The sequence below is a fragment of the Nonomuraea sp. NPDC002799 genome, assembly GCF_053592075.1.
Genome location: NZ_JBSFVA010000024.1, coordinates 125,659 through 150,686 on the forward strand (window position 1 = coordinate 125,659; position 25,028 = coordinate 150,686).

The window sequence follows — 25,028 nt, forward strand, 5'->3', positions numbered from 1 at the left end:
TGACAGGTGGGACCGGGCCGTGATCAAGGGATCCGCGCCGGCGGGAGAACCGGCTGCGTACGGCCATCGTGCTGTGGCAGGGCCGGGCGACCAAAATCCCGCGCGAGCCGGCTCGATCGCTCCGTTCCGCAGTACGGCCAGCGGAACCGGTGACCGGGACCGCGGAAATCAGGAGAGGAGTTGTGCGGTAGTGGAATGCGGCCAGCTCCTTGAAACCTGTGGGGGCACAAGAACTCGAATAACTTCCAGCGCAGAGCCCTTCGTCCGGTGGGCGGAAGGACTCAGGGTCGCCGAATGGCTGGTCCCGATCGCCTGGAATCACGTTTCGTGATCTTGTCTACGGTGTACGCCGTCACCCGGCGTCTGTTGCCTTTGCCCGCGCTGCTGCTACGAAGGAGCGTCTCCAAGGAGGCGGAACCGCTGGTGCTTCGGCATCAGGATGCGGTCCTGCGCCGTCAGGTCCCGAGGGTGCGTTACGAGCCGACCGATCGCCTGTGGTTGGCGGCGCTCTCGCACCTGATACCCCACCACTGGCGGAGGATCTTCCCGGCAACCCCGGCCACGTTGCTGGCCTGGCACCGCGAACTCGTGGCGAAGAAGTGGGACTACAGCAACCGTCGCCATCCCGGACGGCCACCCACCGCGGCTGCGATCAAGGCACTCATCCTGCGCATGGCCGCGGAGAATCCCCGCTGGGGCCACCGGCGCATCCACGGTGAACTGACCCGCCTCGGCCACCAGATCTCGGCTTCTACCGTGTGGAACATCCTCAACCGGGCTGGGATCGACCCCGCCCCGCGCCGCAGCGGGCCGACATGGAAGCAGTTCCTGACCGCCCAGGCCGAGCACATCGTCGCCGTCGACTTCCTACACGTAGACACCGCTAACCTCACACGCCTGTACGCCCTGAGCATGCTCGAACACGGAAGCCGCCGCGCCCACCTGCTCGGCGTCACCGCCAACCCCACAGGCCCATGGACCGCCCAAGCCGCCCAGCGATTTGGCCAACCACCAAGTCCACCGCAGAGCCATCCTCGGCGGCCTCATCAACGAGTACCAGATCGCCGGCTAATCAGATGGCCAGCTGACACCATTCGAGAACCGGCAGGTCAGACACCACATCCTATTTTTGAGCCCCACACGTCCCCAAGGACGAGAACGGAAGATGGGGTGGAACCACTCGCGGCGGGCTCGGCCACTCCTACGCCAACGACCGGATCATCGCAGAAGACGCCTCCTTCATCCGTCTCTACAATGAGAAGGGCGACCGCATGAATTCCGATTTCACTCCCGAGCAATCACCCGACGGGCTCGGAGGTGCCCGGTTCCATCGCCCGCAAAGGGGCGCTGGAGCCAGGCATCGGCCCTCTTGACCGGAGCACGACGATGCTTCAACCCCTCGACCTCGTTCGCGACACCGTCGGCGTCGACCACTCCCAGTTCCTGCTCGCCTCGTGGATGGGCGGCTACGCCACTCCGCCGGAATGGCCGTCGTGGGACGATACGACCGAGCAGGCCGATGCGGACAACTGGTTCTTCGCGACAGCGAACCGGGCGATCGTCATCAGCGGCGCGGGCTTTCACAAGGCGCAGGCCTCAATGGAACTTTGGGACCGAGAGCCTTCCGGCGGTGGGGAGCGATGGGCTCGCAGCCGCACTGCCAGGTTCTACTCCAGCTCCGGCTTCGCCTGCCTCGACGAGGTATACGGTCGCGTACGGTACACCTTCCTCGACATGCGCCTGGAAAACAGGGAGTGGTGGGTCAGGGCACAGGTGCGGCCTGGCGAGAACCCGAGATCTCCCGTCGACATGCTGCCGGAAGGTGTGGAGGAATGGCAGTTCCAGTTCTGGCCCGTGAACACTTCTAAGCCTCCTCTCGATCAGCTCGCCAAGAGACCGTTGCCCTGCACAATCACATCCGCCTAGGTCAGGTGCGCGGCGCCGAAACTCGTCCACGACATCTGACCTGTCCTTCATCCTCGGCAATCGTGTTCCTACACCTGTTGTACCTATTGAGGGTCCGGTTGTTCGGCTGCTTGACGCTCCTACCTGGGCCTGCCAATAATCACATCCGCCCAGGTCATGTCGCTGCTAGGGCTTCGCGTGGCGTACGCGAGCTCCGGTCACCCCGAAGACGGAAGCGCGTACGGCAGGATGATCCGCTGTGCTCATTCGCCTGGCCTACCTGACCGTCACGAACGCTTTCGCCGCGCTGCGGTTGCTGCCCATGGGCGATCGGGACAAGGACGTCGCGATCTCGTCCTGCGTCACCAGATCATCGTCCTTGAACGCCAACTCGGCGCCGACCCCAGACCGAGATTCGCGCCCGAGGACCGGGCCCTTCTCGCCGCTCTCCTGACCTCGCTGCCCCACGAGGTGTGGGTGCCGAATAGCTGGCCCGGGCCATCTGGGATCATGTTTCGTGATCTTGTCGATGGTGTCCGCCGTCACCCGGCGTCTGTTGTCTGAGGCGCCCGCCTCCAGCTCATGCTGAACGCCGGTAGCGCCGCCCTGGCCGACCTGCCCGACATCGAGCCGGCCCTTCTGGAGGCCATCGAAGCCTGCCTGCCATCCGGTCGGCACATCGACCTCGACCTTGGGATCGCCGCCCTGTCCACCCGGCTGACCGCCCACCGCCTGGCCACCACTCAAGACCCGGCGCGCGACGAACCGCGCTCCTTCTCACCCATGCCAACCGCCTGCGCAACGTCGGCCGGCACCAGAACACCCTAAGCCTCCCAGCGGGCCATCGACCTGTACGACGAGCTGACCCGACTTATCCTGCATTTCCCCCGCACTCCGGACACAGATGGCAAAGACTCGTGTGCGGGTCAGCAGGCGATGCGGGTGTGTGGATGCGGCGACGGGACGTCAGCGAGGCGTGACGTGTCCGCGTCTGCCGGTGGATGACGATCACGGCAGCTGGTATTTCGCGGTGCAGGTACGCGACCTTGACGGGGAACGGCAACGCGTCCGCCAGGGCGGTTACGTCGACCCCGAGGAAGCCCAGCGGCAGGCCGAGCTTTGGCCGCTGCCGACCGCGACGGCGCGGGGCCGGATGCACGCTCGGCGGCTGGCACGCTGGCTGGCCACCAAGGACGCCCTTCGTCCGTCGACCCGGCAGGGCTACGCGACACACATCCGTCTCTACCTCATTCCACAGCTGGGACGGATCCTGCTCCACCAGCTCACCTCTCGCGACATCAACGGACTCCTCGCGACGCTCGCGTCCCTCGCCGACCGGTCGCCGGTTGTCGCCGGTGACCGTGGTGCGGATCCACGCCACCTTGCGGACCGCGCTGAACGCGGCGGTCCGTACCCGGCTGATCCCTGTCAACGGCGCCCGAACTGCCTCATCCGCGGCGACCGCATCCGGTCGTCTGGACCGCCGGGCGGACGGCCCGCTGGCAGCAAGCGGGAGAACGTCCGGCGGTGGCGGTCTGGACCGAACAGCAGCTCGCGACGTTCCTGGCCGGCGTCGCGCAGGACGACTTGCATGCCGCTTGGTGGCTGGCCGCGCTGCGCGGCCTGCGCCGGCGCGAGCTGGCCGGGCTGCGCTGGACGGACGTCGACCTACCGGCTGCGGAGCTGACCGTGGCGCAGCAGCGAGTGCACGCCCACGACCAGGTCGTGGGCGGGCCGCCGAAGAGCACCGCCAGCTGCCGGGTGGTGGCCCTGGACGCGGAGACCATACGGGTACTGATCCAGCACCGCGAGCGGCAAGAAGAACTGAGCGCGCGGCGGGCACACGCTGGCAGGACTCGGGATATGTGTTCACCACCGCAACGGGTGCGCCGCTGCGGCCGGACTACCTCACCGGCCGGTTCCGCCGGCTGGTAGCGGCCTCCGGGCTGCCGCCGATCCGGCTGCACGACCTGCGACATGGCGCCGCCACGCCGCACTGGCCGCGCACACCGACCTGAAAGTCGTCCAGGCCATGCTGGACCATGCCAGCATCGTGCTCACCGCCGACACCTACGTCTCGGTGCTGCCCGAGGTGGCCCACCAAGCCGCCCGGGAAACCGGCCCGGCTGGCGCTGAACGCCGCGTCTGCGCTGGGGCGGCGGCGCGGCGGCTGACTCAGCTTGGCCCCATGTCGCCGCAGCAGGCGGGGCGGCTGGAGTTTCCGCTGGTGGAGAAGCGCGCCCTGCAGGATTCGGACCTGCGACCGTCGGATTAGAAGGGGAGGCCTCCGGCTCCCTCGGTGCTTCTCTTTCAGAGCAGCAAGCGAACACAAGGCGAAAGGAGCCGGGCAAACTAGATGACCTGCTCGGATGACATTTATCGGCAGTCGCAGCCTTCATGAGGCCCGCTCGTCTGGCAGGCCGATCGACAACCGGTCAGTCAGCTGCGGCATCAGCTGGATGCCCGCTCGATGATCTCCTGTTCGGTAAGCGGATCGGGGGGATGATGACTCAGGCACTGGCGTGCTCGGATGAGCACCTCGGGTATGCCCTCGCTTGCGGCATAAAACTGCCCGGTATCCAGCCGTCCGACGCGGTCGGCGTGGCCTCCGCGTGCTCGCGCCAACCCCTTGACGACTTCGATCTGCGTGGGGCTGTTGATTCTCCCGATGAATTGGGTCGTGGCGTTTCCCGCGATGTGGTTGTGCAGGCCGCGGGGTGTCTGGGTGGCGAAGACAAGGCCGAGGCCGTACTTACGCGCCTGTGAGGCCAGGGTCAGCGTGCTGGCCAGCGCTTCGGTCTTCGGTGTCGCCGGTACGAGGGCCTGCGCCTCGTCCATCACGTACAGGCCGTTGAGGGGACGGCCGCGGGCCGGATTCCGCTTGATCCAGGAGAACAGGGCCATCTGGAGCTGGCTGACGAATCCTGGTCTCGCCTCATCACTGAGACCGATGAAGCTGATGACGGAGACGCGTGCCCGCTTGCCCGTGGAGGGGCTGAGCAACTGCTCGGGGTTCGCTGGCTCACCGCGGCCCGCGAAGAGTGGGTCGTTGATCGTCGCGGCGGTGAGAAGTTGTCCCAGTTCGGCGGCGATCTGATCCGCGCGGTCGATCTGGCTGACTTCAAGCGGCAGGGCGGCGAGCAGGCCGAGAAACGCGGCGAAGTCGCCGCCTCGCGCGTGGGCGAAGTAGCCCAGCGCCTGGCGGAGAATGGCCTTTCCCTTGCGCGCCTTGGCACTTGCCCCGTCTACGTTCGCCCGAGGGGCGAGTGCTTCGACCGCCAAACCAAGCGCGGAGTCCAGCTCGTCACGGTCATCGAGCACGGGCGCGAAATCGGGGAGCGGCTGGAAGGCCAGCGGGCGCCCACGAGAACGTCCCGGGGTCCAGATCACGACCTCAGTCTCGGCGAAATAGCGAGCCGCCTTGTCCACGTCCTCGTCGCTCCAACCAGAGGGCGGGCTGGGCCAGGGATCGCCCAGCCGGGCGAGGTCGTTGTTGGAGTCGAGCACTATCGAGGACACCCCGTGCAGCGCGCACTCCTCGATGAGCCGCCGCAGGAACACGGTCTTGCCGGAGCCGGAGCCGGCGAACACGGCCGTGTGGCGGGTGAGGGTGCTCAGCTTCAGTTCGAGATCGGTGCCGGTGTCCAGACGCCTGCCGACCGAGATGACCGCGGTGCGGCCGCCTGCGGATTCCGGAAGGTCCCTTGCCGGCCGTTCGGATCCTGCGGTCGATGGCTGAGGCGGCAGTGAGGGATAGGTGAATGTGAGCGCGCCGAGCAGGCTGGTGAACAACTCGGTGCCGCTGGCCGGGCGGCGAGCACGCAGCCAGTTCTCGAACTCCGGGTCCTCATCGGCTGCCATTTGCCGCAACGCCTCGAAGACGCGCAGGTCGTCACCACGGACGGTGAGTGATTGCCCGCCCCACTCCTTGAGCTGTGTCAGGCGAGCTTGAGTGGCCGGCCCATCCGACCATGCGAGATTGCGCAGCACGACGAAACACCGGTCGGGCGTCTCCGGGCCCAGGCCGGACGCCGTGATGCCGTCATTCAGCCGTTTGAGTGCCGCGATGTGGTGCGGCGCGCCGATCATCCGGAACGTCCAATGCCGCTGCTCCTCGAAATCGGAATCCAGCACCTGCCGCAACCTCGCGTGCAGGCTGGGCCGACGGCCCGGCGGCGGATCGACGGAGAAGGCGTCGCACGCCTTGTCCTGCTCCTTGATCCAGGCGTTAAGACCCGAGGCCAGCAAGGGAGGCGCGAGTTCGTCTTCCTGTTCCGGATCGAACGCATTCAAAACGTCAGCCCGTCGGCGCAATTCGGCGAATCGCGCGTCAAGCGGGGCCAGGTTGGTCTCCGGCAAGGCGGGAGCGGCCTCGATGAGAGGTGTCACAGCGGGAACTGGTTCTCCCTGATCGAAACGTTCCAGCGGACGCACTTCGTCTTCCGCCCGGCATGTCGCAATGTGTGCGCTGATGAGCCGTAGCAGTGTCCTGGGAGTATGGCCCGGCGCTGTTTCGAACGCGGTAGGGGCGATGGGCCATGCGGGGCTGGGCGCGGTGAAGCCCGCGTGGGCGAAAGCCACGGCGAACCTCCGCTCGACCAGGACCCGGGCGATGTCCGCGCTCGCGATCGTAGTGAGGATCAGGGATGGCCGGAACCGGTCCTGTGCCGTTCCGATGGCCCGTTTCCTGATCAGATTCCACGACGAGGGCAGGCAAGCCACCAGACAAAGCGTTCTCTGAGTGGCGTGGACAAGGGCCATGAGGCCGCTCGCGATCTCGTCGATCACGTCCTTCCGCGGTTCGGCATCGGGCGGCAGCGCGGCGGGGTTCGGGGCGGCGGCCACTCGGGAGTGTTCGAGGAGCGCGTCGATCTGATCCACCGCGATGACGCTGGGGCCGGTCAGCGCGAGGATCATCGACAGCTCGATCGCGATGTCGTGCGGCTTCTTGACTCCTCGGCTCATTCCCCAGGCTTTGCGATCGCCCTCCTCAGCCTCCTCGGTCGACATCAGGTGATCGTGAGCGACGTCGAGGGCCGGACCCGAGGCGGCGGCATATAGGGCAAGCGCCCGGATGGTGTCGCGGCACCGCAGCAACTGCCGGTTCCTGGCCACCAGACCACTCACCAGAGCATCGAGGTCGCTGCGGGTGATGCCCGATTCACCCTCGATCGCGGCCCTGATCTGGTCATCGGCTCCCGCGAGGGTGGCCAGGGCGCGCAGGGCCACCATCGCCTGGCTCGGAGTGTCCGGGCCCGCGCCCGAACGGCCCAGGTCCTCGACCATCGCACTCGTGGTCCGATGCCAGAAGTCGTCTCCCGCGCTGAAGTCCACGAGGAAGAAGTAGCCGCCAGCTTGCGCGATCTTGCCCCTTACCCAGCCGAGCAGGTGAGTCTTGCCGGCACCTCCCTCACCCTGGATCACGACGCCGAGCGGACTGGTCCGAGAGGCGACAGACGCCTCGTCGATGCCGTCGAGGATCAGCTGTTCCGCCCGCGAGTGTATGCCGTCGACGTGAAACGGGGGCGGGTTCCAGGCATGCTCGGCCGTTGTCGCCCAGTTGAGGACTCTGGAGATGGCGTGTAGCGCCCGTTCCTCGTTCTCGTTCATCGGGCCTCAATCGCCAGCAGGTGCTTGCTCACACCGCCTATTACGACGGCCGCTTTCCTGTCCTCGTCGGTCAGGGTCTTCTGGTCCGCTTCCGGTGCCAGATGAACGTCCGGGAGCTGTTCCAGTTGCCGCAGCGCCTCGTCGACCTCCTCGCGGCGAGCGTCTTCTAGTTGTGCTCGGAGATGTGTCAGGAGCACCCAGTCCTGCGGTTCGCGAGCCAGATACCAGTAGGCCTCGCGGATCGCCTTGGTCGGATCGCCCGCGGCCGCGGCCCCGCCTTCGCGGGCCTTGACGACGAACTCGGCCAGGCTCAAGTCAGTCGCGTCGAGGTATCCCTTGATCACGCGGAGGACACCGTACAGGGTGCGGCCGAGCGATCCTCCACGTTCCGGAGCCGAGCCTTCCAACTCTGTCACGCACCAGGCCCAGCCGTCCTCGGTGAGCGTGTGGTGGTAGGACCTGCCCAGCTTCTCGCTCGAGACAAGACCACGCTTGTTCACACGGCGCCGCGGCTCACCGTCGAGCGCGTCCCCTACGTGGGCTCGAAGCTCCGGGTTGGACGCCGTTCCGCCGAGTGTCATCAAGCCCACGAGCAAGGCCCGCTCCCGGGTTCCGAAGGCGGTGTTCTCCATGGTCAGCTCTCCTCGAATCGATCGTCCACAACTTTGCTGAAGCTGGTCGCTATGAGTTCACGGCGACCGTTGACGGCCATGAGCGTGCCGACAGCGCGCACGAGGATTCCGTTTCGATGCGCATCGACGGCTACGTCATAAGCCGCCTCATCGGACAGGCGCACCCATATGGAGCCGCGCGGCTCGCCGTCTCCGATCGACACCTGGCCGCGTACGTGAATACGGAACCGGTCCTCGCCCCCGTTGTCGAAGAGCGTGCCGATGAGGCCTGTGACCGAAGCGCTTTCGCGGTGGAGACGCCGAAGCCTATGGGCGACGCGACGTAGCAACGTCCCGCTCTCGGGCTCGAAGACCACCGTCTGCTCGGGTACCTCAGAGGGCAGTGCGCGGGCCGAGCGGAAACCGACCTCGAAACGGGTTCCGGGATCGGGGCCGGCGAATCGGGCGAGTGCGACGCACAAGTCGGCCGACACGCCGTCCCGGACCATGCCGTCGAAGACTCTGATGTCGCCAGTTCTGTGTACCTCAACACTGGCTTCGCTCAGGAGCAGCGTGGCGCGTTGGAGCAGGGTCAAGGTGCGGCGCGCCAGCGGAGGCTCACTGGAATTTACATTATCTAACGGGATGCGTACGGTGAGGAGGTCTGCGGACGGCACGATCGGCCCGATCCATACGCGAGTGAGCAGATCACGCACCGCTTTGGGTGCTGTACCGTCGAATACCGGCCGAGGTCCGCTCAGAGCGGCACGCGCCGCCGCGCTCAAGACGGCTTGGGCGCTGTTGAGAGCTGTGACCGCGTCGACCAACCCGAACTGCCCATTCATGGGGACAATGGGCGCGCTGTACCACTGGACATCGGCCATGGGCGAACTGATGTCGGACGCGATGTCCTCAGCAGAGCGGCCCTCCACCCTCGCTAGAAGCGAGAAGATCTCTCTGAGACGCCGCGGCCCGTCGGCCAGATCGTCCGCCCCGGGCACCAGGATCTCGTGATCGCCGTCATGCACCCAGACAGCCGCACCTCTCCAGCCCTCCGGCTGGCAAACCCAGCCAGTAGCGGCCAGATAGCTGCTGACGTCGGAAACCGACACATTCCTCATCACGCCAGTGATCCCGTGGGCGCCCCGACGAGCTCGCGTAACGCACGGACCGTGAGAACGTTCCCCAACGGCACCTGGAGAGGGACATGCCGTTTGGTACTCGGAGAGGCGATGGATTGCTCACCCTCGAACCCGCGGTAGTAGCAGAGCCGACTCAACGTCAGCCCCTCGGTCTCCACACGTGCGTAACGGTCGCTTTCGGACGGGACCACGACGAGGAACAGGTAACGCGGAACGAGAAACGGACCGGCGACGAGCTTGTTGTACTGCACCTCGTTCAGTCCGCGGAACTGCAGATCCGGGCCCTTGCACAACGGCGCCGACCACGACTTGACCTGTACCTCGATAGCAGGCGAGGCAATATATCCCGTCCTTCCGGGGTAACGAAAGCCCAGGTCGATGCCGTCATAGTCGAGATCGTCCTGATAGACGAGGAGGCCCGCAGCCGAAGCAAGTACCCTCACGTAGTCTTCAGCGAACTTGCCTTGATGGTTCCGCTGGTCCAGCACACAGTCTCCCTCACCACCGACCGCCAGATCCGCACGCTAGAGAGTATCTTTCACGTAGCCAAGAGGAGAGTGGTTTCACTTTGGCGACGTATGAGGAGCGCGCCTCTCCACCCTTTTACGGTCATCCTGAATAGGCGAATTCGTTCGAGGCTGAACCGCAGTGACATGCGATTACCTGAAGCCAGGCGTTCACCACTGCAATCGCCCTACGCCACCGTGACGTCCGTGCCGAGGCAGACGTCTTCCTGTACGACGTGCAGCAGCCTGAAGGGTGTCAATACTTCGTACACGGTGTTGAGCTGCGGGTTTGTCGTGACTCCCCGGTCGAAGCAGCGATCGGAGTCAGGCACGCTCAAGCGACCCGACCCAACCGGAGGCTCCCCCCACGCGATTCGTGCTTTATCCCGCCCAGTTCGCGTACGTCCCAAATGCCCCTTACCCCGTCCGATCCTCTCCGTCCTCGCACATTACGGCGGGCCGCAACCTGCCATAGAGCAGTTCTCGGATATCGCGGCTACAACAAGACAGCAACCCACCTGTGTCTCGAAACCCTCCTGTACTACAGCCGGTTCATTCAGCACAGCGCACGTGAGAGTCTTCTCGGGATTTCCCGTTCACGGTGCAGGCAGACAACAACTATTCGTTGCAGCCAAGAGCCAACTACTGCAAGTACTACACCCAGGGCGTGTACGAGCAGTACGGCTGGGATTGGGATGAAACTCAGTGCGACGAGTATCCTTTCGCCTCCACCCAGGAGGGGGCGGCCAAGGACATGCTTAACTACTCGGTCCAGGAAGTTCGCTACCGCCACAACAACGTGCACGGCAAGGCGTTGGCGATGTTCTCCGGTTACTACCGGCTGCTCACCTACGATCCGGTCAACACCCTCACCAAGACCAGCGACAGCCCATTCTGGGTTAAGATCGTCGACTGACAATTAGCAGATGAAAAACGGGGTTGCACGGCCCGGAGCCGTGTGACCCCGTGGTCATGAGAAGAGGACATATGGTGACACCTGATTTCAGGCAGGACCTCCCGGCGGAGAACCAGTGGGACCTGCTGGCCGAGTACGGGCAGGGACTGGAGAACGCATTTCACGCCCTCTGGGTCGAGGGTGACGATCCCGAGGAAGTGGCCGTGCTGTTCGGGGTTGACTCGGGGTCACGCGTGGAGTGCGGATTGGACACCCTGGGGACCAGCGTTTACCACGGGCACCCGGAGGTGGGGATCTGGATCGGCCCACACGCACCCGGTTGGACACACCTCTTCGCTTTCAACCTGCACTTGCATCCACTCGGGCTCCCCAATCTGGGAAAGCGGCGGGTATTCGAAATCGACTACACAGGGGAAGTAGGTCCGGGGCTTTCGCCGCTGCACCTCTACTACGACGGTGAGATGCTCGGCGACGTCACTCCGCCGCAGGAGCCGGGTGAACCCGTGGCCCTCCCCGAATACCAGCCTCTGACTGAAGGGCTGGAACTCGGCGGACACGACGCGTACGACGAGGATCTGCACAGCTATTTCTGCATGATGGGCCGCATCACAGGCCGTTTCACCGACCAGGAATGGTGGACGGCGACCCGCACCTTCTACCCCATTCCAGCAAAGGTCAAGCCATACGACGGCCCGTTCTCGTCCGGCCCGTGAGCCGAGACCACGCCTGCCGAAAATTCCATCCATGCAGTTCAAGCGGCATATGAGTGCTCGTGGAGGACTCCGCCGAGCCGGTCTCGACGGCGGATGGTCAAGCTCGCGATTCGCTCGGGATCAATGATCGGATCCGGGACGGGACGCAGCGGGGCGTGAAGGGTGTCAATACTGCGTTCGGGGTAGTAGTTGCGGGTTTCTCTGGGCTTCCTAGTTGGAGCAGTGGCCTGGGTCCGGCATGCTCGAGGCTCTTGACGCTCTCGCGCCGGCCCGCCAGGGCACCCGGCCCATCTCCGCAGCTTCGCCTTGGCATCCTGCACTAGGGCAGGCGCGGACTGGCCTGCTTGCTGTAGCGGTGGCAGGGAACGGCGATGGGGCCGGCCTCGGTTGCGGCGGGGTAGCGGTAAGGGCCGTCGTCGGCCCATCCGTTGCGTGCGTAGAATCGCCGGGCACGGGTGTTGCCACTGGCAACGGCGAGCCACGCCCGCTCGTGGCCGTTCGCCGCGACCTGGCATGTCGCCTTGTCGAGGAGCGTGGCCGCGACTCCGGTGCCGCGCTGCTGCGCGGCAACGTAAACCTGCTCGACCTCGTCGTCGACCACCATGACGAAACCCATGACCGTGCCTTCGACGACCGCGACCGTTGTGTCGCTGATCCGCTCCGCCGCCCGCACGTGAAACGATTCTGCTGTGCGAGCGGCGGCGAGCTCGCGGGGGACGTGGCCCAGGTGTCCGTCACGCCATCCCTGGTGCCAGATGCAGGCGATGGCGTCCGCGTCGCCGGCGCGGGCGGGGCGTAAAGTCATGGGTCCATTATCACTCATCGGCGGGAGGCTCCCAGGAATCGTCCCGGCGGCGGCCTCCTGCTCGATCCGTAGCTGCTCGGTCAGATCCGCCAGCTGCTGGTTGCGTTTGGCCAGAGCCGCATGCCGCTGGCGAAGATCAACATCCGGCCCACCACGAACGTCGCGTTGATCAGGGCCGACCAGAAGACGGTGGGCAGCCACGAGTTGGCGTGCGTCCACTCGATCAACACCAGGGCGCCGCCCGGCAGCGCCGCCCACGGCGAGCGATGCACGACCACCGAATACAGGGCCAGCAGCGGCCCCATGTTGTTCTGCCCGTTGTGGTAGCCCAGCTCGTGGTAGGCCATGGCGGCGGCGCAGGAGACCAGCAGCACCGTCACCGGCATGCGCCGGCGCCAGATCAGCGGCAGGTTGACCAGCGCGCTGAGGCCCAGGCCGAGCGCATCGGGCAGCCGATCCGGAGGCTGCGGATCGATGAGGGACAAGATCCACGACGCGACGGTCAACCCCAGCGCGACGACCACGTCCACCAGCTGCGAATGCCGACGAGCCAGGACCACCAACCGTGCGGGCACCTGCGCAGGCTAGGCGCTCACCGCATTGATCACATCAGCCGCGAAGCCGGCCTTCGCTACGCGTTCCGACGGATCGGTGGGACCTCCTCAGGCGTCGCACGCTTGATCACCTCTGCGCCGGCGCTTGTCAATCCGTTGGAAAGCAGAACCGAAGATCAGCGCCGCCTCCGATGCGGGCTGCCCCTCTCCCGATCAACGATTGCCGAGTACACCGGACCCCACGGAGGTTTCATGAGAGTCAAACGCGTTCTAGTCGTCCTGGTGACAGCCATGGCCACCCTGGCCCCTGCGGCCGACGCGCAGGCCTCCGATCTGTCGTGCGGGCGCAACCTGTGGCCCTACAGCTTCCCCGGAACCAACGACTGGGTGGCCAAGAGGTCGGGCCCGAGCGGCTACGGCTGGGTCCACCTGTACCGCAAGCTCACCAACCAATACGGCTGGATCTACTGGGTGTGGGGTGACCAGCTCAGTGCCGGTGACACCGTCTCCCTGGACTGGACCTACAAGGGTGAGGTGAAGAACTGCCACGCCACCGTTGGCGGCGGGTACGACTCGGTCACGTCGCAGGCGGTCAACGAGGGCACCGAGGGCCGCTATTTCCGCGGCTGCGTCAAGACCACTGCGTGGGATTGCACCCCCTGGGGCAACAGCACCGATCCGGGCCCGGGCTGGGATCTGGACTAGGTGCTCACTCGGGACGGCCGTGGTGGACAGGACCAGCCCAGCAGGTGGATATCGGCCTCCTGCTGGGCTGCCCGGCGCAGCGTGGCGACGCGCTCTCGGTTGACGCCGAGCTGTTCGGCGGCCTGCTCGCGCGCCTGCTGCGGGACGGTCGGCCGGGTGTTGCGTCGTGATCTGGAACCAACGCGGGCCCGGCCGGAGCTGGGGTCGACGTCGGCCGGTGGCAGCGGGACGCGGGCGCGCCGGTCGGTGAGGAACACCGGCCCGGAGCAGCGGCCGTCGAGCAGGCAGGGCAACAGGCGGGCGGTGGCCGCTTGCCAGACGATGCCGCGCCTCCGGTCAGATCTGGTTCTGGTGAGGGCGGCCGGTCGGATCAGCGCACCGTGAAAGGGTGCTTGGCGAGCAGGGCTTCGAAGAAGCCTTGGAGCATCGCTGTGACCGAGGCCTCGTTCCTGGTCAGCTCGTGGCAGGTATTTCCGCGGATCGCCTATCGCGGTGAGGATGCACTGTGGCCGCTTCCGACAGAACGGAACGGCGTCACCTTCGGGAAGGGTTCGGGACGGGAGTGTGTTGAGGCGAGGGTGCCGGGTGGGCTGAAACGTTCATCGCCGGTCGCGGAATCCGGCTGACGTGAGTGGTTCGGGACACGATGACGGCGGGGTGGGCCACGCTTCACCCCAGGAGGGATGGGATCCGATGAGCCTTCGCCAGTTCGAGTACGCCCTGGCGGTCGCGGCGGAGGGCTCGGTGACGGCGGCGGCGGAGTTGTTGCAAGTGGCCCAGCCGTCGATGTCCCAGCAGATCCGCAACCTGGAGCGTGACCTCGGCGTGACGCTGTTCGCCCGGACGTCGGCCGGACTGGTGCCCACCGCGGTCGGCCGGGCGTTCCTGAAGGAGGCGGAGGTCGCGGTGAACGCGGCTCGGCGGGCGCGGGCAACGGCGCGGGCCGGCGCGGATGACCTGGTGGGGGAGCTGGTCGTGGCGGCGCAGCTGGGATTCGGCACGCAGCAGCTGCCGGGCGCGCTGAGCGTGCTGCGGCGCCGCTTCCCGCGGCTGGAGGTCACCGTCTTCGAGGAGTCGAGCTCCGCTGAACTGGATCGGCTGTGCCGCAGGGGTGCGCTGGACCTCGCCCTGATGGCCGCGTGCGAGCAGAGCCCCGCGGACGCCCACCGCCTCGGCGAGGAGGAGTTCGTCGTGGTGCTGGGCGCCGGGCACCGGCGGCTCGCCGCGGACCGGGTCGAGCTGCGCGATCTGGAGGGGGAGCCGTGGGTCAGGTTCGACCGTGACAGCGCACTGGACGGCGTGCTGCTGGAGGTGTCGCGGAACGACGGGCTGACCCCGGCCACGGTCGCCCGCGTTTCCCAGACGGCGACAGCCGTTCGGTGGGCCGCCCACGGCCTGGGGGTGACACTCGTCCCGGCCTCCGCGGTGCCCCGCGGTTACGAGCACCTCGCACGTCCGGTGTTCCCGGCCGTGTCCCAGCCTGTCATCGCCGTGGTCCGGTCCGACGCGGGCCCGGCGGCGACCGCTCTGCTGGAGCTCCTGCGTCAGGAGACCTGGGACAGCTCCGCCTCCTTTCGCCGGTCAGGCGCTGGGGCCGGTGAGCCGCACGATGAGGTTGCCGCGGTGAATGCCGCCGAACAGCTCGTCCTGGGCCGTGATCGCTCGTTCCAGTGAGGGTCCGAGGACAGTCTGGGGGAAGGTGATCCGGCCCGCGGCGTGTCATGAGGCGTAGTGGCTGGAGCGTGGAGCCGGTCAGAGCTGGGTGACTCCGCCGTCCACGGCGAGCTCGACACCCGCGGTGTACGTCGCGTCGAAGGCGAGGAACGCGGCCGCGGTGGCGATCTCGTCGAGGGTGCCGAAACGCCGCATCGGATTGTCCGCGACGCGCTCCGCCTTGAACTGCTCGGCGTCCTCCTTGGTCATGGAGCGCTCCAGAATCCCCGTGTCGATGGGACCGGGGCTGATCGCGTTGACGCGAATCCTGCGCGGAAGCAACTCGCGGGAGAAGCTGCGGGCCAGGGAGCGCACCGCCGCCTTGCCGGCCGCGTAGACACTGGTGTCCAGCATGCCGACGGCGCCGGCGACCGAGGTGGTGAGCACGACGCCGGCACCCGTGTTCAGCAGCGGGGCGAGCTTCTGCACGGTGAAGAAGGCGCCCTTGACGTTGATCGCGAACAGCTCGTCGTACACCTCCTCGGTCGTCGACTCGAAAGGCGTGAGGAGTGTGATGCCCGCGTTGACGAACAGGGCGTCGATCGTGCCGAGCTCGGCCTTCACCCGGTCTGCCAGGGCGTCCAGGTCGGACAGCGAGGACACGTCGCCGCGGAAGACCACCACGTTCTCGCCCAACCGCTCCCGTGCGGCGTCGAGCGTGGCCTGAGAACGGCCGGTGATCATCACGCGGGCTCCGCCGTCCGCCAGGAACTTCGCGATCGCGAGCCCGATGCCGCTGCTGCCACCGGTGACCACTACATTCTTGTCGCTGTATTTTTCCATGCCATGATTCCTTCGTTGTCTGATGTGAAAGTGCGCCGCCGTATTTCCCCTCCGGCGTCAGTTCCTGGGGTATTCGCCGCCGTCCACGGAAAAATAGGTCCCGGTGAGCCAGCTCGCCCGGTCGGACACGAGGAACAGCACCGCGTTGGCGATGTCGTCAGGCCGGCCGTCGCGCCCGAGCGGAGGTGTGGCGGTCGCGCCCGATTCCGCGTTGTCGCTCGCCCACCGCCTCCGCGTCTCCTCGCCGCCGGGTGTGGCGGTCCTTCCGGGGCCCAGGGCGTTGACCCGGACTCCGAATGGGGCCAGCTCCGCCGCCAGGGCCCGGCTGTAGCTCTCCAGCCCCGCCTTCGCCGCCTGGTAGTGCGCGAACGCCGGCACCGGCGGGAGGAGCGCGGCCGTGGAGATATGCACGATCGCCCCCGACCCCCGTTCCCGCATCCCCGGTGCCAGCAGCGAGTTCAGCCGCACCGCTGCCAGGAAGTTCAGCTCCAGCGCGTCCTGCCAGTCCTCGGCGGGTATCGTCATGGCGCTGCCGCCCGCGTTGGCCCGCGCACCACCCGCGTTGTGGACCAGGATGTCCACCCCGCCGAGCGTCTCCTGCACGGCCGTGGCCAGCTCCTCCGTCCCGGCCTGTGTCCGGATGTCGGCCGTCACGAAGGCGGCTCCCTCCGGCGCCGTGTACGTGGTCGACCTGGCGGTGGCCAAGACCTCGGCGCCCGCGTCCAGGAGCTGGCGCACGACGGCCGCTCCGATTCCGCGGGAACCACCTGTGACCAGGGCTCGCTTTCCTTTGAGCTCTCGCGGCTCAGCTCTGTTCTCGACCGTGGTCATGCTGCCATTCCTTTCGATTGTTCGCTCATTCGCTCGGCGTGGGCACAGCGCGAATCTTCGAGCAATCGCGGTGTGCACCTCGTCGACCCGATTCACGGTATGTCCAGAAAAGGACTAGAGGCAAAGATGAAATATCAGCAGCTGCCATAGGGAATTCCTATGGGCCTCGCGGCTACCGATGCCGCGAGGCCTGCTCTCGCCATGGTGTTGGTCCCGACTGGGCCGGGGATGCCCGGGTGGTGACGTCGGTGGCCTGGCCGCATGCATGCTGCACGCTCTGATGCGACGCGTGGTATCCGGGCAAGAGACCGTCGTGACGGCGGCTCGTTTGAGATCATCTGACCGAACAAGTCGTGAAGGGTGTCAAAAACTAGGCCCAAGGTCCTGACCTGCCTCTTTCCTGACTGAACCCTGTAATGATCGGCGTATTCGGCCAGCACGATACGGAGGTGCTGTTCGCCGAAGATCAGCAATCGGTCGGTGCACTCCGTGCGGGCGGTGCGTACCCATCGCTCGGCGAAGGCGTTCGCGCGAGGCGCCCGCGGCGGGATCTTCAGCACGTGAATGTCGTCGCCTGCGAAGACCTCATCGAAGCTGTTGGTGAACTTCGTGTCCCGATCCGGGATCAGGAACCGGAACGCACCGGCTCGGTCCTTCAGATCGGTGAGGAGGTTACGGGCTTGCTGGGCAACCCACGCGCCATCAGGGTGGGCGGTCACGCCGAGCACGTGCACGAACCGGGTGCCGACCTCCACTACGAAGAAGACGGACAAGCGGCGCAGCGTGACGGTGTCCACCGTGAAGAAGTCACAAGCCGGCGTGCTCGCAGTGTGGGCGCGGAGGAAATCACGCCAACGGTCGTCGGCCCGTCGCGGCGCCGGACCCAAGCGCGCTCGTTTCGGGATACGGCGGATCGTCGCGCTGCTGACTCGGTGGCCCAGATGCCGCAGTTCGCCGCGGATACGCTCGTAGCCCCAGCGAGGATTCTCCCTGGCCATCACCACCACCAACCTCGTGATCGATGCCCTGCTCTGCGGCCGTCCCGCACACGCACGGGACGGAGAGGTCCGCGAACCAGAACCACCACCGCATCACACGCAACTCATAGTCGCGCTATGGTGGACCGAACGTTCGTGCGGAGAATGGAGCAGAGATGGTCGGGCGGCCACGGGATGACCGGACACGGAACGCGATCCTGCGCCGGGCGGCCGACATCGCCTCCAGAGAAGGGCTGCAGGGACTGTCGATAGGACGGCTGGCCGGAAACCTGGGGATGAGCAAGAGCGGGCTGTTCGGCCATTTCGGTTCCAAAGAGGAGCTACAGCTCGCCACCATCCGTACCGCGATGGGTATCTACATGGAAGAGGTCATCCAGCCCGCGTTGGCCGTCCCGCCCGGCCTGGACCGCGTGCGCCGGCTGTGCGAGAGCTGGCTGAGCTATTCACAGCGCCGAGTCTTTCCCGGCGGATGCTTCTTCTTCTCGGTCACCGCCGAGTTCGACGCCCAACCAGGCCGCGTACGAGATGCCATCGCCGTCGCCGGCCTGGACTGGAACCGGCTCGTGGCCCGCACCGTCGAAGACGCCCGCCAACTCCACGAACTCACCGACGACACCGACCCCGACCAACTCGCCTTCGAGCTGATCGCCTTCATGGAGACCGCCAACGCCATCTCCCTCCTCCACGACGCCCCCCTCGCCTACGAGCGCAGCAGAGCCGCCATCCGCACCCGCCTCGACACCGCGTCGCGGTGAGTCGCCAGCCAACCTCAACCCCCGCTGCCGCGTCCTTGGACTGCGCCGGCATGCCTGTCGAACCGGCCTCCGGCTGCATCGCCGACCTGCTTACCTGGGGAACCTGCTTACTGGAGAATCCGATGGACATCCTCAAGAGTCCCGCAGACCGTCACCGGCTCGCCGATGTGCTGGCCGAGCGGTGGGCGAACGCCAGCCGGCCCGGCCACCGCGCCGATGGCCATCGAGTCGCCCTGGCCATCGAGGGGGGAGGGATGCGCGGGACGGTCTCGGCAGGTATGGCGCTGGCCCTGAGCGAACTGGGCCTGCTGCCATTGTTCGACGCTGCCTACGGGGCCTCGGCCGGGGCGATATCCGCCGCCTGGCTGCTGAGTTCGCGCCCGGAAGGCCTGCGTGGCTGGACCGACCCCGCCTTTGCCCGAGCGCTGATCCGCAGACGCAATGTGCTGCGCGGCCGCCCCCTGGTGAACGTCCGGCAACTGGTCGAGGTGCTCTACATCAAAGACTTCCCGCTGGACTACGCTTCCGTGCTGGCCGGCGCCATCGAGTTCCATTTGCTGGCCACCGACGTGGTGACGGGAGAGGCGGTCAACCTCAGGCACCAGGTGAGTGACGAGGTCAGCCTACGCCTGGCGCTGCGGGCCACCGCGGCACTGCCGCTGCTCTCCGGCGGCCCGGTCCGCCTCGGCGAACGCGCCTACTACGACGCCGGGCTCTCGGAGTCGATTCCCTTCCGGCAGGCGTTGCGGGATGGAGCTACCCACGTGCTCGTGCTGCGCTCGCGCAGACCGGCGGACCGGGCACGCACAGCGGCCAGGCCATCGCGTGGCAGCCGGCTGATCGCGGGCATCGGTCTGCACGGGTACTCCCCCGAGCTAAGAGCCGCCTTTCTGGGCAGGGACATCCGGCTGGCCGACGACGACCGCCTGCTGGCCCAGCACGACCTCGACAACGTCTCCCCCGGCCCGGCCGTCATGTCGATCCGCCCGCCCGATTCCGCTCCCTACATCGGCCGCCTTGAAACGGACGGCGCCCTGCTGCACACGGCGTTCGAAGCTGGTCGCGCCGCCCTGAAGACCAGAATGGCCGACCTCGGAATCGGGTGAGAATCCGCCTGCGGCGGCCGGGCCGCGGGCCTGTGGGGCTCAAGAACTCAAATCACTCCCAGCGCAGAGCCCTTCGTCCGGTGGGAGGAAGGGCTCAGGGTGCCGGATGGCTGGTCCGGGCCGCCTGGGATCAGGTTTCGTGATCTTGTCGACGGTGTACGCCGTTACCCGGCGTCTGTTGTCTGTGCCTGGGCTGTTGCTACGAAGGAGCGTCTCCAAGGAGGCGGAACTGCTGGTGCTTCGGCATCAGAACACGGTCCTGCGCCGTCAGGTCCCGCGGGTGCGTTACGAGTCGGCCGATCGCCTGTGGCTGGCGGCGCTCTCACACCTGATACCCCGCTCCCGATGGGCGGAGATCTTCCCGATCAGACCGGCCACGTTGCTGGCCTGGCACCGCGAACTCGTAGCGAACAAGTGGGACTACAGCAACCGTCGCCGTCCCGGCCGGCCACCCACCGCGGCTGCGGTCAAGGCTCTCATCTTGCGCATGGCCGGGAGAACCCTCGCCGGGGTCACCGGCGCATCCATCATGACGAAGCTGAAGTTCCTGATTCGCGACCGCGGCGGCCAGTTCACCGAAGCCTTCGACGCGGTCTTCGCCGACGCCGGCCTGCGCGTCCTCAAGAGCCCACCACAGGCCCCGAAAGCGAGCGCACACTGCGAAAGGATCATCGGCACCCTAGGCCGCGAACTCCTGGACAACATGCTCATCCTCAACGAGCAGCATCTGCGCCGGACGCTCACCCGCTACCTGGCGCACTACAACACGATCCGACCCCACCGCGGCATCGGGCAGTTGTCCCCATCGCAAGCCGAAGCAGGACCGCCCACTCCCATCGACCTGGCCGACCACGGTGTCCACCGCAGAGCCATCCTCGGCGGCCTCATCAACGAGTACCGGATCGCCAGCTGATCAGGTGGCCGGCTGACACCACCCGAGAACCGGCAGGTCAGACACCGCATTCTCTTTATGAGCCCCACAGGGTCGCATCGACATGGCTACCTGTCCATCCCGCGGCCAAGACGAACACGACGGCTTCTCCCACAGGCGTGATCAAGGACAGAAGTCATCAGACACTAACCGGTCGGCACCGCGCGAGTTCAACCAGCAGAGTCCTACAGGGCCCTCTCACCAGCAGCGGGAGTAGTACAACGACGCCGTGAGCGTGGCGCTGATCAGAGTCGTTCTCGACAACGACACCATAGTCATCCTAGATGATCTCGAGGTTGGCCATCATCCCCATGTCCTCGTGCTCGGCGTTGTGGCAGTGGAAGAGGTAGCGGCCGCGGTAGCCGTCGAAGCGGGTGATGATCTCCACTGATTCGCCCGGCCGCAGAGAGACGGTGTCCTTGAGTCCTGCGTCGTGCGGCAGCGGCGGCCTTCCGCGGCGCGAGAGCACCCGGAAGCCGACCAGATGCAGATGGACGGGATGGTGGACGTCAGCGACCAGCCGCCATATTTCGACGTCGCCGAAGCGGGTGGTGACATCGGAGCGGGCGGGGTCGAATGGTTGGCCGCCGATCAGCCATCCGTGCCCGCCTCGCATCTGCCCGGCGCGGAAGGCGAAGTCGCGCACCCTGACGGCGTCCGACCGTCGCCAGGCCGGCAGGTCGTTGGAGAGCGTGCGCGGGACACGGCTGTCGTCGGTGGCTTTGCGGGCGATGCGGAAGGCCATCACGTCGCGGGTGCGCCCGGAGCCCAGCCGGTTGAGGATCCTGACCCGGCCGCCGACCGGGACGTCCGCGAAGTCGATGATCACGTCGTAGCGTTCGGCCGGCGCGATCGGCAGCAGCCGGTGGGTGACCGGCGTCGCGAGCAGCCCCTGATCGGCGCCGACCTGAACGAGATCGAGCCCGCGCCCGTCGTCGGTGACCGCCTCCAGTTCGTAGTGGCGGGCGTTGGAGGCGTTCAGGACGCGCAGCCGGTACCGCGCCGCATCGACCTCGTGCACGGGCCACGGCGCGCCGTTGACCAGGATCACGTCACCGAGGACTCCGGCCAGGTACGGCTCGCGCACGCCCGGCCGGTCCCGCAGGCCGGGGTCGAGAGCGGGATAGACCAGGCCGCCGTCGGCGGCGAACGCCCGGTCGGCGATCATGAGGGGCAGCTCGCGCCGTCCCGCGGGCAGGCCGAGCGCGTCTTCGGCGTCGTCGCGCACGATGTGCAGCCCCGCCAGCCCTCGCCAGATCGCGGGGGCGGTGAAGTCCATCCGGTGGTCGTGGTACCACAGCAGTGTCGGCCGCTGTTCCAGCGGGAAGGTGTAGTCGCGCCTCAGCCTGCTCAGCACCGCCCGCGGGTCGAGCATCCTCCGCATGCCGGCCATGTCGTGTATGTCGTGGGCGGCCTCGGGCCAGCTCGCGGGAAGGACGAGGTCGGTCGGGTACCCGTCGGAAGCCGGCGGGGTCCGACCGCCGTGCAGGTGCACGACGGTCGGCACGGGCAGCTCGTTGCGGTGCGACACGGTGACCGGCCGGCCGCGACGTGACTCGATCGTCGGCCCGGGGAAGGCGCCTCCGTACGTCCACAGCGGTGTCCTGACACCCGGCAAAATCTCCGCCGTCACCTCACGCTGGATGATCTCGTAACGGTCGGTGCCGCCCGAGGTACTGACCGGCGCCAGTACGGACGGAACCGGCAGAGGCACCTGGAACGCGGGCGGCAGCGGCACGGCGCTGCGCAGCTCGGCACCGGTGACCGACGGACGGCGGGCCAGCGCGGCCGAGGCCCCCAGACCGGTGCTCGCCATCAACCCGAGCGCCCCGCCGATGCCCAGGAACCGGCGCCTGGCCATGCCGAGGGCTCGCTCCGATCGATCGTCAGGTCGCTCACGCATTGTCGACTTCTCTCTGCTCAGGCTTCCGCACGGTTCTGACCCGTTTGAGCCGCTGGATGGGCCGGCGCCACGCGGCGATGAACTGCACGACGAGCGCGGCGACGGTCATCACGCCCAGCGGGATGTGCAACCACAGCTCGCCGTTCAGCCCGGCGAAGTACTGCACGGTCTCGGCCGCCACCAGTGCCAGGGTGGCGAGGAACGGCCGGGCCTGGCGCAGCCGTACCCAGATCATGATCGCCACGATCACCTGCAGGTAGCCGAGAGTGGTGACGATGTCGGCGCCGACCGCGTGCCAGCGCAAGCTGTCGTAGTCACCGCTCAGATACACCCCGGCGAACACGGGCTGGCCGACGATCGCCGCCATGTGCGTGCTGATGACGGCCCGGAAGACCCACCCGCTGAGCGTCGTCCGATGCGTGACATCGGATCGGGCCGGCACGGCCGGGCGGAACCTGTTAGCTGTCGGAACCATCGGGCGTCCTCAACTCTGTTCTCGATGTGCGATCACGCACGACGCCGGTGACGGAACCCGCGCGAAAGTGACCCGCTGTACTGCGGATCTGACGCGAGCCCACTGCCGCGACGAATCTGTCCGCGCTTCGGCGGGCGGATCGTTGCTGATCTTCATGGAGCGGCCCTCCCTCTCCGCCGCTAGCACCGGGCCGTCCGGGCTTGTCCCGGTCAGGTGTCGCACGGCCACCAGCCGTAGGGGCCGATTCGGCCCCAGGCGACGAGCGCGGCCTGTCAGGGCTCGAGGTCGACCACTGCTTTGCCGCTCATGTCGATCGGCGCTGAGACCTGGTCATGCGTGATCAACCAATCGCCGTCGATCTTCTGGAAGCCATACGTGACCCTGACCCACATACCGCTCGTTGCCGTCCCGTTCTTCAGGGTGCCGCTGAGACGAGCGAAGGCATGCCCGAACGCCACTTCATCGCCCACGGCGAGTGTCAAGTCTCGGAGCTCATAAGTCATACTCTCGAAGAACAGGAACGCCTTCGCCCAGTTCTTGAGCTTCGCCTCCAGCCCCACATGCTGGAGCGGTGGCTCGACGTCGAAGGACACGACGTCCTTTGCGTAAGGCTGCTTCAGGCCCTCGAGATCCTTGGCTCCGAGTCCTTCGACGATCTTGTCGACCTGCCGGCGAATCTTGGCTTCGTCTACCTCGCGTCGCGTAGGCATCGCTACCCCGTCCTTCCCTCCGCCGTGAAATCTTGTCTTCTGACACATGCGAAACTATGTCTTGAGCGTTATCTTGTCTAAGATCAATATTGGTATGCTGTTATGCTCGTGGAGGCATGATGGAGCTGAACTCGCTCAAGCAGTTCCTGGTGGTGGCGCGACTGGAGCACCTCAGCCGGGCAGCCGACGAGCTTCACGTCGCCCAGCCGTCGCTGAGCCGGACCATCGCCCGATTGGAGAGCGAACTGGGCGTACCACTGTTCGATCGCAGCGGCCGGCTCCGGCTGAACGACACGGGCAAGCTCTTCCGCGATCACGTTGAACGTGCCCTCGGGGAGCTCGATGCGGGACGACGAGCCGTCGCCGAGGCCACCAGCGAGGGCTTGGGCACCGTGAGACTGGCGTCGGAAACCTTCCTCACGCTCACCGGGCCGCTGGCGGCCTACAAGCGAGCCCATCCCACCATCGAGATCGAGCTCCACTGGTCGCCGGCCGATGACATGGCCCGCCACGTGCGGGCCCAGAACGTTGATCTGTGTGTCGCCTCGCAGCCGATCCATGCCGAGGGCCTGGAGTCCGTGCGACTGTTCGAAGAGGCCGTTGGAGTAGGCACGCCACTCGATCACCCGCTGGCGGGCCGTACGTCTGTGAGCATCGACGAACTCGCCGACCAGCCCTTCATCACCGCCCGCAAAGGGCACTGGCTACGCGGACTACTCGATCGGCTCTTCGCCGCACGAGACCTCACCCCAAAGATCGTCTGCGAGACCGACGAGCACAGCGCCATCGCGGACCTGATCGTCGCCGGACTCGGCGTTGGTCTCATCCCCTCCGTCGCCCGCCGCTTGGCCCACCGCAGCGCCGCGCCTCCTCCAGCCACCTGGATCGCCGTCGACAGCCCCGACTGCCGTCGGGCAGTCACCCTCTACTGGGGCGCCGACAGCCACCTGTCCACCGCCGCCCGACTGATGCGCACCACGATCACCAACTGGGACTGGACCACCGACTAACCCCCGAGAAACGCCGGCGCCACAGCGAAGTACCTGGTCCGGGACCGCGACAGCAGGTACACGGCCGCATTCGACGCGGTCTTCGAAGGCGAAGGCATCGCCATCGTCAAGACCGGCATCCTGTGAGGCTCAATAACTCGAATCACCTCCAGCGCAGAGCCCTTCGTCCGGTGAGCGGAAGGGCTCAGCGGCACCGAGTGACCGGTCCGGGTCGCCTGAGATCATGATTCGTGATCCTGCCTACGGTGTACGCCGTCGCCCGGCGCTTGCTGTCTTTGCCCGCGCTGCTGCTCCGAAGGAGCGTCTCCAAGGAGGCGGAACTGCTGGTGCTTCGGCATCAGAACGC

The 25,028-nt window shown here is 66.7% G+C and carries 28 protein-coding genes and 1 pseudogene; 14 read left to right on the plus strand and 15 right to left on the minus strand.

What is annotated here, in order from left to right; all coding sequences use genetic code 11:
* Window positions 1-294: 294 nt before the first annotated feature.
* Both ACWD0F_RS34580 and ACWD0F_RS34585 read left to right on the plus strand, forming a co-directional pair.
* On the plus strand, window positions 295-1,275 hold the full coding sequence (locus ACWD0F_RS34580) for a helix-turn-helix domain-containing protein (protein WP_449883288.1): 981 nt from the start codon (window positions 295-297) through the stop codon (window positions 1,273-1,275).
* Window positions 1,276-1,386: 111 nt separating this feature from the next.
* Window positions 1,387-1,926, plus strand: coding sequence for a hypothetical protein (locus ACWD0F_RS34585; RefSeq protein ID WP_449883291.1), 540 nt, complete (start codon window positions 1,387-1,389; stop codon window positions 1,924-1,926).
* 255 nt (window positions 1,927-2,181) lie between these two features.
* On the opposite strand, the gene ACWD0F_RS34590 is transcribed toward ACWD0F_RS34585, so the two are convergent.
* A complete protein-coding gene (locus ACWD0F_RS34590) occupies window positions 2,182-2,634 on the minus strand; it encodes a hypothetical protein (RefSeq protein WP_449883294.1) in 453 nt (150 codons plus the stop codon).
* A gap of 424 nt (window positions 2,635-3,058) precedes the next feature.
* Here ACWD0F_RS34590 and ACWD0F_RS34595 point away from each other — a divergent pair.
* From ACWD0F_RS34595 to ACWD0F_RS34610, 4 genes and pseudogenes are all read left to right on the plus strand, one after another.
* Window positions 3,059-3,199: pseudogene (locus ACWD0F_RS34595) on the plus strand (tyrosine-type recombinase/integrase); the annotation flags it as partial.
* 233 nt (window positions 3,200-3,432) lie between these two features.
* Entirely contained in the window at window positions 3,433-3,840 is a 408-nt protein-coding gene (locus ACWD0F_RS34600; RefSeq protein WP_449883365.1) for a hypothetical protein, read from the plus strand.
* Window positions 3,771-3,923, plus strand: coding sequence for a hypothetical protein (locus ACWD0F_RS34605; RefSeq protein ID WP_449883297.1), 153 nt, complete (start codon window positions 3,771-3,773; stop codon window positions 3,921-3,923). The genes ACWD0F_RS34600 and ACWD0F_RS34605 overlap by 70 nt, the downstream gene beginning before the upstream one ends.
* 14 nt (window positions 3,924-3,937) lie before the next feature.
* On the plus strand, window positions 3,938-4,180 hold the full coding sequence (locus ACWD0F_RS34610; RefSeq protein WP_449883299.1) for a hypothetical protein: 243 nt from the start codon (window positions 3,938-3,940) through the stop codon (window positions 4,178-4,180).
* A gap of 176 nt (window positions 4,181-4,356) precedes the next feature.
* On the opposite strand, the gene ACWD0F_RS34615 is transcribed toward ACWD0F_RS34610, so the two are convergent.
* From ACWD0F_RS34615 to ACWD0F_RS34635, 5 genes are all read right to left on the minus strand, one after another.
* Complete coding sequence (locus ACWD0F_RS34615) at window positions 4,357-7,515, minus strand: ATP-binding protein (protein WP_449883302.1); 3,159 nt, start codon at window positions 7,513-7,515, stop codon at window positions 4,357-4,359.
* The gene (locus ACWD0F_RS34620) at window positions 7,512-8,147 is read right to left on the minus strand and encodes a hypothetical protein (RefSeq protein WP_449883304.1); all 636 of its coding nucleotides are present in this window, start codon (window positions 8,145-8,147) and stop codon (window positions 7,512-7,514) included. The genes ACWD0F_RS34615 and ACWD0F_RS34620 overlap by 4 nt, the downstream gene beginning before the upstream one ends.
* Before the next feature lie 2 nt (window positions 8,148-8,149).
* On the minus strand, window positions 8,150-9,247 hold the full coding sequence (locus ACWD0F_RS34625; protein WP_449883307.1) for a hypothetical protein: 1,098 nt from the start codon (window positions 9,245-9,247) through the stop codon (window positions 8,150-8,152).
* A complete protein-coding gene (locus tag ACWD0F_RS34630) occupies window positions 9,247-9,756 on the minus strand; it encodes a DUF4365 domain-containing protein (protein ID WP_449883310.1) in 510 nt (169 codons plus the stop codon). Before ACWD0F_RS34630 ends, ACWD0F_RS34625 begins: the two co-directional genes overlap by 1 nt.
* A 206-nt stretch (window positions 9,757-9,962) precedes the next feature.
* Window positions 9,963-10,106, minus strand: coding sequence for a hypothetical protein (locus tag ACWD0F_RS34635; protein WP_449883313.1), 144 nt, complete (start codon window positions 10,104-10,106; stop codon window positions 9,963-9,965).
* A gap of 335 nt (window positions 10,107-10,441) precedes the next feature.
* Here ACWD0F_RS34635 and ACWD0F_RS34640 point away from each other — a divergent pair, with 335 nt between their 5' ends.
* Complete coding sequence (locus tag ACWD0F_RS34640) at window positions 10,442-10,690, plus strand: NucA/NucB deoxyribonuclease domain-containing protein (protein ID WP_449883316.1); 249 nt, start codon at window positions 10,442-10,444, stop codon at window positions 10,688-10,690.
* A gap of 71 nt (window positions 10,691-10,761) precedes the next feature.
* Entirely contained in the window at window positions 10,762-11,403 is a 642-nt protein-coding gene (locus ACWD0F_RS34645; protein WP_449883318.1) for a hypothetical protein, read from the plus strand.
* 319 nt (window positions 11,404-11,722) lie between these two features.
* Here ACWD0F_RS34645 and ACWD0F_RS34650 read toward each other — a convergent pair whose 3' ends face one another.
* Window positions 11,723-12,208 carry an N-acetyltransferase family protein gene (locus ACWD0F_RS34650; RefSeq protein ID WP_449883320.1) on the minus strand — a complete coding sequence of 162 codons (486 nt, stop codon included), beginning with the start codon at window positions 12,206-12,208 and terminating at the stop codon, window positions 11,723-11,725.
* Window positions 12,209-12,288: 80 nt separating this feature from the next.
* A complete protein-coding gene (locus ACWD0F_RS34655; RefSeq protein WP_449883323.1) occupies window positions 12,289-12,783 on the minus strand; it encodes a DUF7134 domain-containing protein in 495 nt (164 codons plus the stop codon).
* Window positions 12,784-13,014: 231 nt separating this feature from the next.
* On the opposite strand from ACWD0F_RS34655, the gene ACWD0F_RS34660 reads away from it, so the two are divergent.
* Complete coding sequence (locus tag ACWD0F_RS34660) at window positions 13,015-13,467, plus strand: hypothetical protein (RefSeq protein WP_449883326.1); 453 nt, start codon at window positions 13,015-13,017, stop codon at window positions 13,465-13,467.
* Here the strand turns inward: ACWD0F_RS34660 and ACWD0F_RS34665 are convergent.
* A complete protein-coding gene (locus tag ACWD0F_RS34665; RefSeq protein WP_449883329.1) occupies window positions 13,464-13,760 on the minus strand; it encodes a hypothetical protein in 297 nt (98 codons plus the stop codon). The genes ACWD0F_RS34660 and ACWD0F_RS34665 overlap by 4 nt on opposite strands.
* 400 nt (window positions 13,761-14,160) lie before the next feature.
* On the opposite strand from ACWD0F_RS34665, the gene ACWD0F_RS34670 reads away from it, so the two are divergent.
* Entirely contained in the window at window positions 14,161-15,141 is a 981-nt protein-coding gene (locus ACWD0F_RS34670) for a LysR family transcriptional regulator (RefSeq protein WP_449883332.1), read from the plus strand.
* A 78-nt stretch (window positions 15,142-15,219) separates the two neighbouring features.
* On the opposite strand, the gene ACWD0F_RS34675 is transcribed toward ACWD0F_RS34670, so the two are convergent.
* The 3 genes from ACWD0F_RS34675 to ACWD0F_RS34685 all read right to left on the minus strand — a co-directional run bounded on the left by ACWD0F_RS34675 (window position 15,220) and on the right by ACWD0F_RS34685 (window position 17,591).
* Window positions 15,220-15,963 (minus strand): SDR family oxidoreductase, encoded by a 744-nt coding sequence (locus ACWD0F_RS34675; RefSeq protein ID WP_449883334.1) that lies wholly within the window; start codon window positions 15,961-15,963, stop codon window positions 15,220-15,222.
* A gap of 57 nt (window positions 15,964-16,020) precedes the next feature.
* Window positions 16,021-16,794 (minus strand): oxidoreductase, encoded by a 774-nt coding sequence (locus tag ACWD0F_RS34680; RefSeq protein ID WP_449883337.1) that lies wholly within the window; start codon window positions 16,792-16,794, stop codon window positions 16,021-16,023.
* Window positions 16,795-16,928: 134 nt separating this feature from the next.
* Window positions 16,929-17,591: an integrase core domain-containing protein gene (locus ACWD0F_RS34685; RefSeq protein ID WP_449883339.1), complete on the minus strand. Its 663-nt coding sequence runs from the start codon at window positions 17,589-17,591 to the stop codon at window positions 16,929-16,931.
* A 356-nt stretch (window positions 17,592-17,947) separates the two neighbouring features.
* Here ACWD0F_RS34685 and ACWD0F_RS34690 point away from each other — a divergent pair, with 356 nt between their 5' ends.
* From ACWD0F_RS34690 to ACWD0F_RS34700, 3 genes are all read left to right on the plus strand, one after another.
* Window positions 17,948-18,547: a TetR/AcrR family transcriptional regulator gene (locus ACWD0F_RS34690; RefSeq protein ID WP_449883342.1), complete on the plus strand. Its 600-nt coding sequence runs from the start codon at window positions 17,948-17,950 to the stop codon at window positions 18,545-18,547.
* Between the two features lie 50 nt (window positions 18,548-18,597).
* Window positions 18,598-19,653, plus strand: coding sequence for a patatin-like phospholipase family protein (locus ACWD0F_RS34695; RefSeq protein WP_449883344.1), 1,056 nt, complete (start codon window positions 18,598-18,600; stop codon window positions 19,651-19,653).
* Window positions 19,654-19,888: 235 nt separating this feature from the next.
* On the plus strand, window positions 19,889-20,566 hold the full coding sequence (locus ACWD0F_RS34700; RefSeq protein WP_449883347.1) for an integrase core domain-containing protein: 678 nt from the start codon (window positions 19,889-19,891) through the stop codon (window positions 20,564-20,566).
* A gap of 298 nt (window positions 20,567-20,864) precedes the next feature.
* On the opposite strand, the gene ACWD0F_RS34705 is transcribed toward ACWD0F_RS34700, so the two are convergent.
* The 3 genes from ACWD0F_RS34705 to ACWD0F_RS34715 all read right to left on the minus strand — a co-directional run bounded on the left by ACWD0F_RS34705 (window position 20,865) and on the right by ACWD0F_RS34715 (window position 23,672).
* On the minus strand, window positions 20,865-22,487 hold the full coding sequence (locus ACWD0F_RS34705) for a multicopper oxidase family protein (protein ID WP_449883349.1): 1,623 nt from the start codon (window positions 22,485-22,487) through the stop codon (window positions 20,865-20,867).
* On the minus strand, window positions 22,480-22,962 hold the full coding sequence (locus tag ACWD0F_RS34710; protein WP_449883351.1) for a hypothetical protein: 483 nt from the start codon (window positions 22,960-22,962) through the stop codon (window positions 22,480-22,482). The genes ACWD0F_RS34705 and ACWD0F_RS34710 overlap by 8 nt, the downstream gene beginning before the upstream one ends.
* A 272-nt stretch (window positions 22,963-23,234) precedes the next feature.
* Window positions 23,235-23,672, minus strand: a complete 438-nt coding sequence (locus tag ACWD0F_RS34715) for a YybH family protein (RefSeq protein WP_449883354.1) — start codon at window positions 23,670-23,672, stop codon at window positions 23,235-23,237.
* A gap of 116 nt (window positions 23,673-23,788) precedes the next feature.
* Here ACWD0F_RS34715 and ACWD0F_RS34720 point away from each other — a divergent pair, with 116 nt between their 5' ends.
* Window positions 23,789-24,682 (plus strand): LysR family transcriptional regulator, encoded by an 894-nt coding sequence (locus ACWD0F_RS34720; RefSeq protein WP_449883357.1) that lies wholly within the window; start codon window positions 23,789-23,791, stop codon window positions 24,680-24,682.
* The last annotated feature ends 346 nt before the right edge of the window (window positions 24,683-25,028 follow it).

What these genes read in the sequence shown, in the direction of transcription:
- ACWD0F_RS34580 (WP_449883288.1), top strand. Translation starts at nt 295, where the DNA reads ATGGCTGGTCCCGATCGCCTGGAATCACGTTTCGTGATCTTGTCTACG.
- ACWD0F_RS34715 (WP_449883354.1), bottom strand. Translation starts at nt 23,672, where the DNA reads ATGCCTACGCGACGCGAGGTAGACGAAGCCAAGATTCGCCGGCAGGTC.
- ACWD0F_RS34720 (WP_449883357.1), top strand. Translation starts at nt 23,789, where the DNA reads ATGATGGAGCTGAACTCGCTCAAGCAGTTCCTGGTGGTGGCGCGACTG.
- ACWD0F_RS34645 (WP_449883318.1), top strand. Translation starts at nt 10,762, where the DNA reads ATGGTGACACCTGATTTCAGGCAGGACCTCCCGGCGGAGAACCAGTGG.
- ACWD0F_RS34615 (WP_449883302.1), bottom strand. Translation starts at nt 7,515, where the DNA reads ATGAACGAGAACGAGGAACGGGCGCTACACGCCATCTCCAGAGTCCTC.
- ACWD0F_RS34670 (WP_449883332.1), top strand. Translation starts at nt 14,161, where the DNA reads ATGAGCCTTCGCCAGTTCGAGTACGCCCTGGCGGTCGCGGCGGAGGGC.
- ACWD0F_RS34710 (WP_449883351.1), bottom strand. Translation starts at nt 22,962, where the DNA reads ATGGTTCCGACAGCTAACAGGTTCCGCCCGGCCGTGCCGGCCCGATCC.
- ACWD0F_RS34690 (WP_449883342.1), top strand. Translation starts at nt 17,948, where the DNA reads ATGGTCGGGCGGCCACGGGATGACCGGACACGGAACGCGATCCTGCGC.
- ACWD0F_RS34625 (WP_449883307.1), bottom strand. Translation starts at nt 9,247, where the DNA reads ATGAGGAATGTGTCGGTTTCCGACGTCAGCAGCTATCTGGCCGCTACT.
- ACWD0F_RS34650 (WP_449883320.1), bottom strand. Translation starts at nt 12,208, where the DNA reads ATGACTTTACGCCCCGCCCGCGCCGGCGACGCGGACGCCATCGCCTGC.
- ACWD0F_RS34610 (WP_449883299.1), top strand. Translation starts at nt 3,938, where the DNA reads ATGCTGGACCATGCCAGCATCGTGCTCACCGCCGACACCTACGTCTCG.
- ACWD0F_RS34695 (WP_449883344.1), top strand. Translation starts at nt 18,598, where the DNA reads ATGCCTGTCGAACCGGCCTCCGGCTGCATCGCCGACCTGCTTACCTGG.
- ACWD0F_RS34660 (WP_449883326.1), top strand. Translation starts at nt 13,015, where the DNA reads ATGAGAGTCAAACGCGTTCTAGTCGTCCTGGTGACAGCCATGGCCACC.
- ACWD0F_RS34680 (WP_449883337.1), bottom strand. Translation starts at nt 16,794, where the DNA reads ATGACCACGGTCGAGAACAGAGCTGAGCCGCGAGAGCTCAAAGGAAAG.
- ACWD0F_RS34585 (WP_449883291.1), top strand. Translation starts at nt 1,387, where the DNA reads ATGCTTCAACCCCTCGACCTCGTTCGCGACACCGTCGGCGTCGACCAC.
- ACWD0F_RS34675 (WP_449883334.1), bottom strand. Translation starts at nt 15,963, where the DNA reads ATGGAAAAATACAGCGACAAGAATGTAGTGGTCACCGGTGGCAGCAGC.
- ACWD0F_RS34620 (WP_449883304.1), bottom strand. Translation starts at nt 8,147, where the DNA reads ATGGAGAACACCGCCTTCGGAACCCGGGAGCGGGCCTTGCTCGTGGGC.
- ACWD0F_RS34705 (WP_449883349.1), bottom strand. Translation starts at nt 22,487, where the DNA reads ATGCGTGAGCGACCTGACGATCGATCGGAGCGAGCCCTCGGCATGGCC.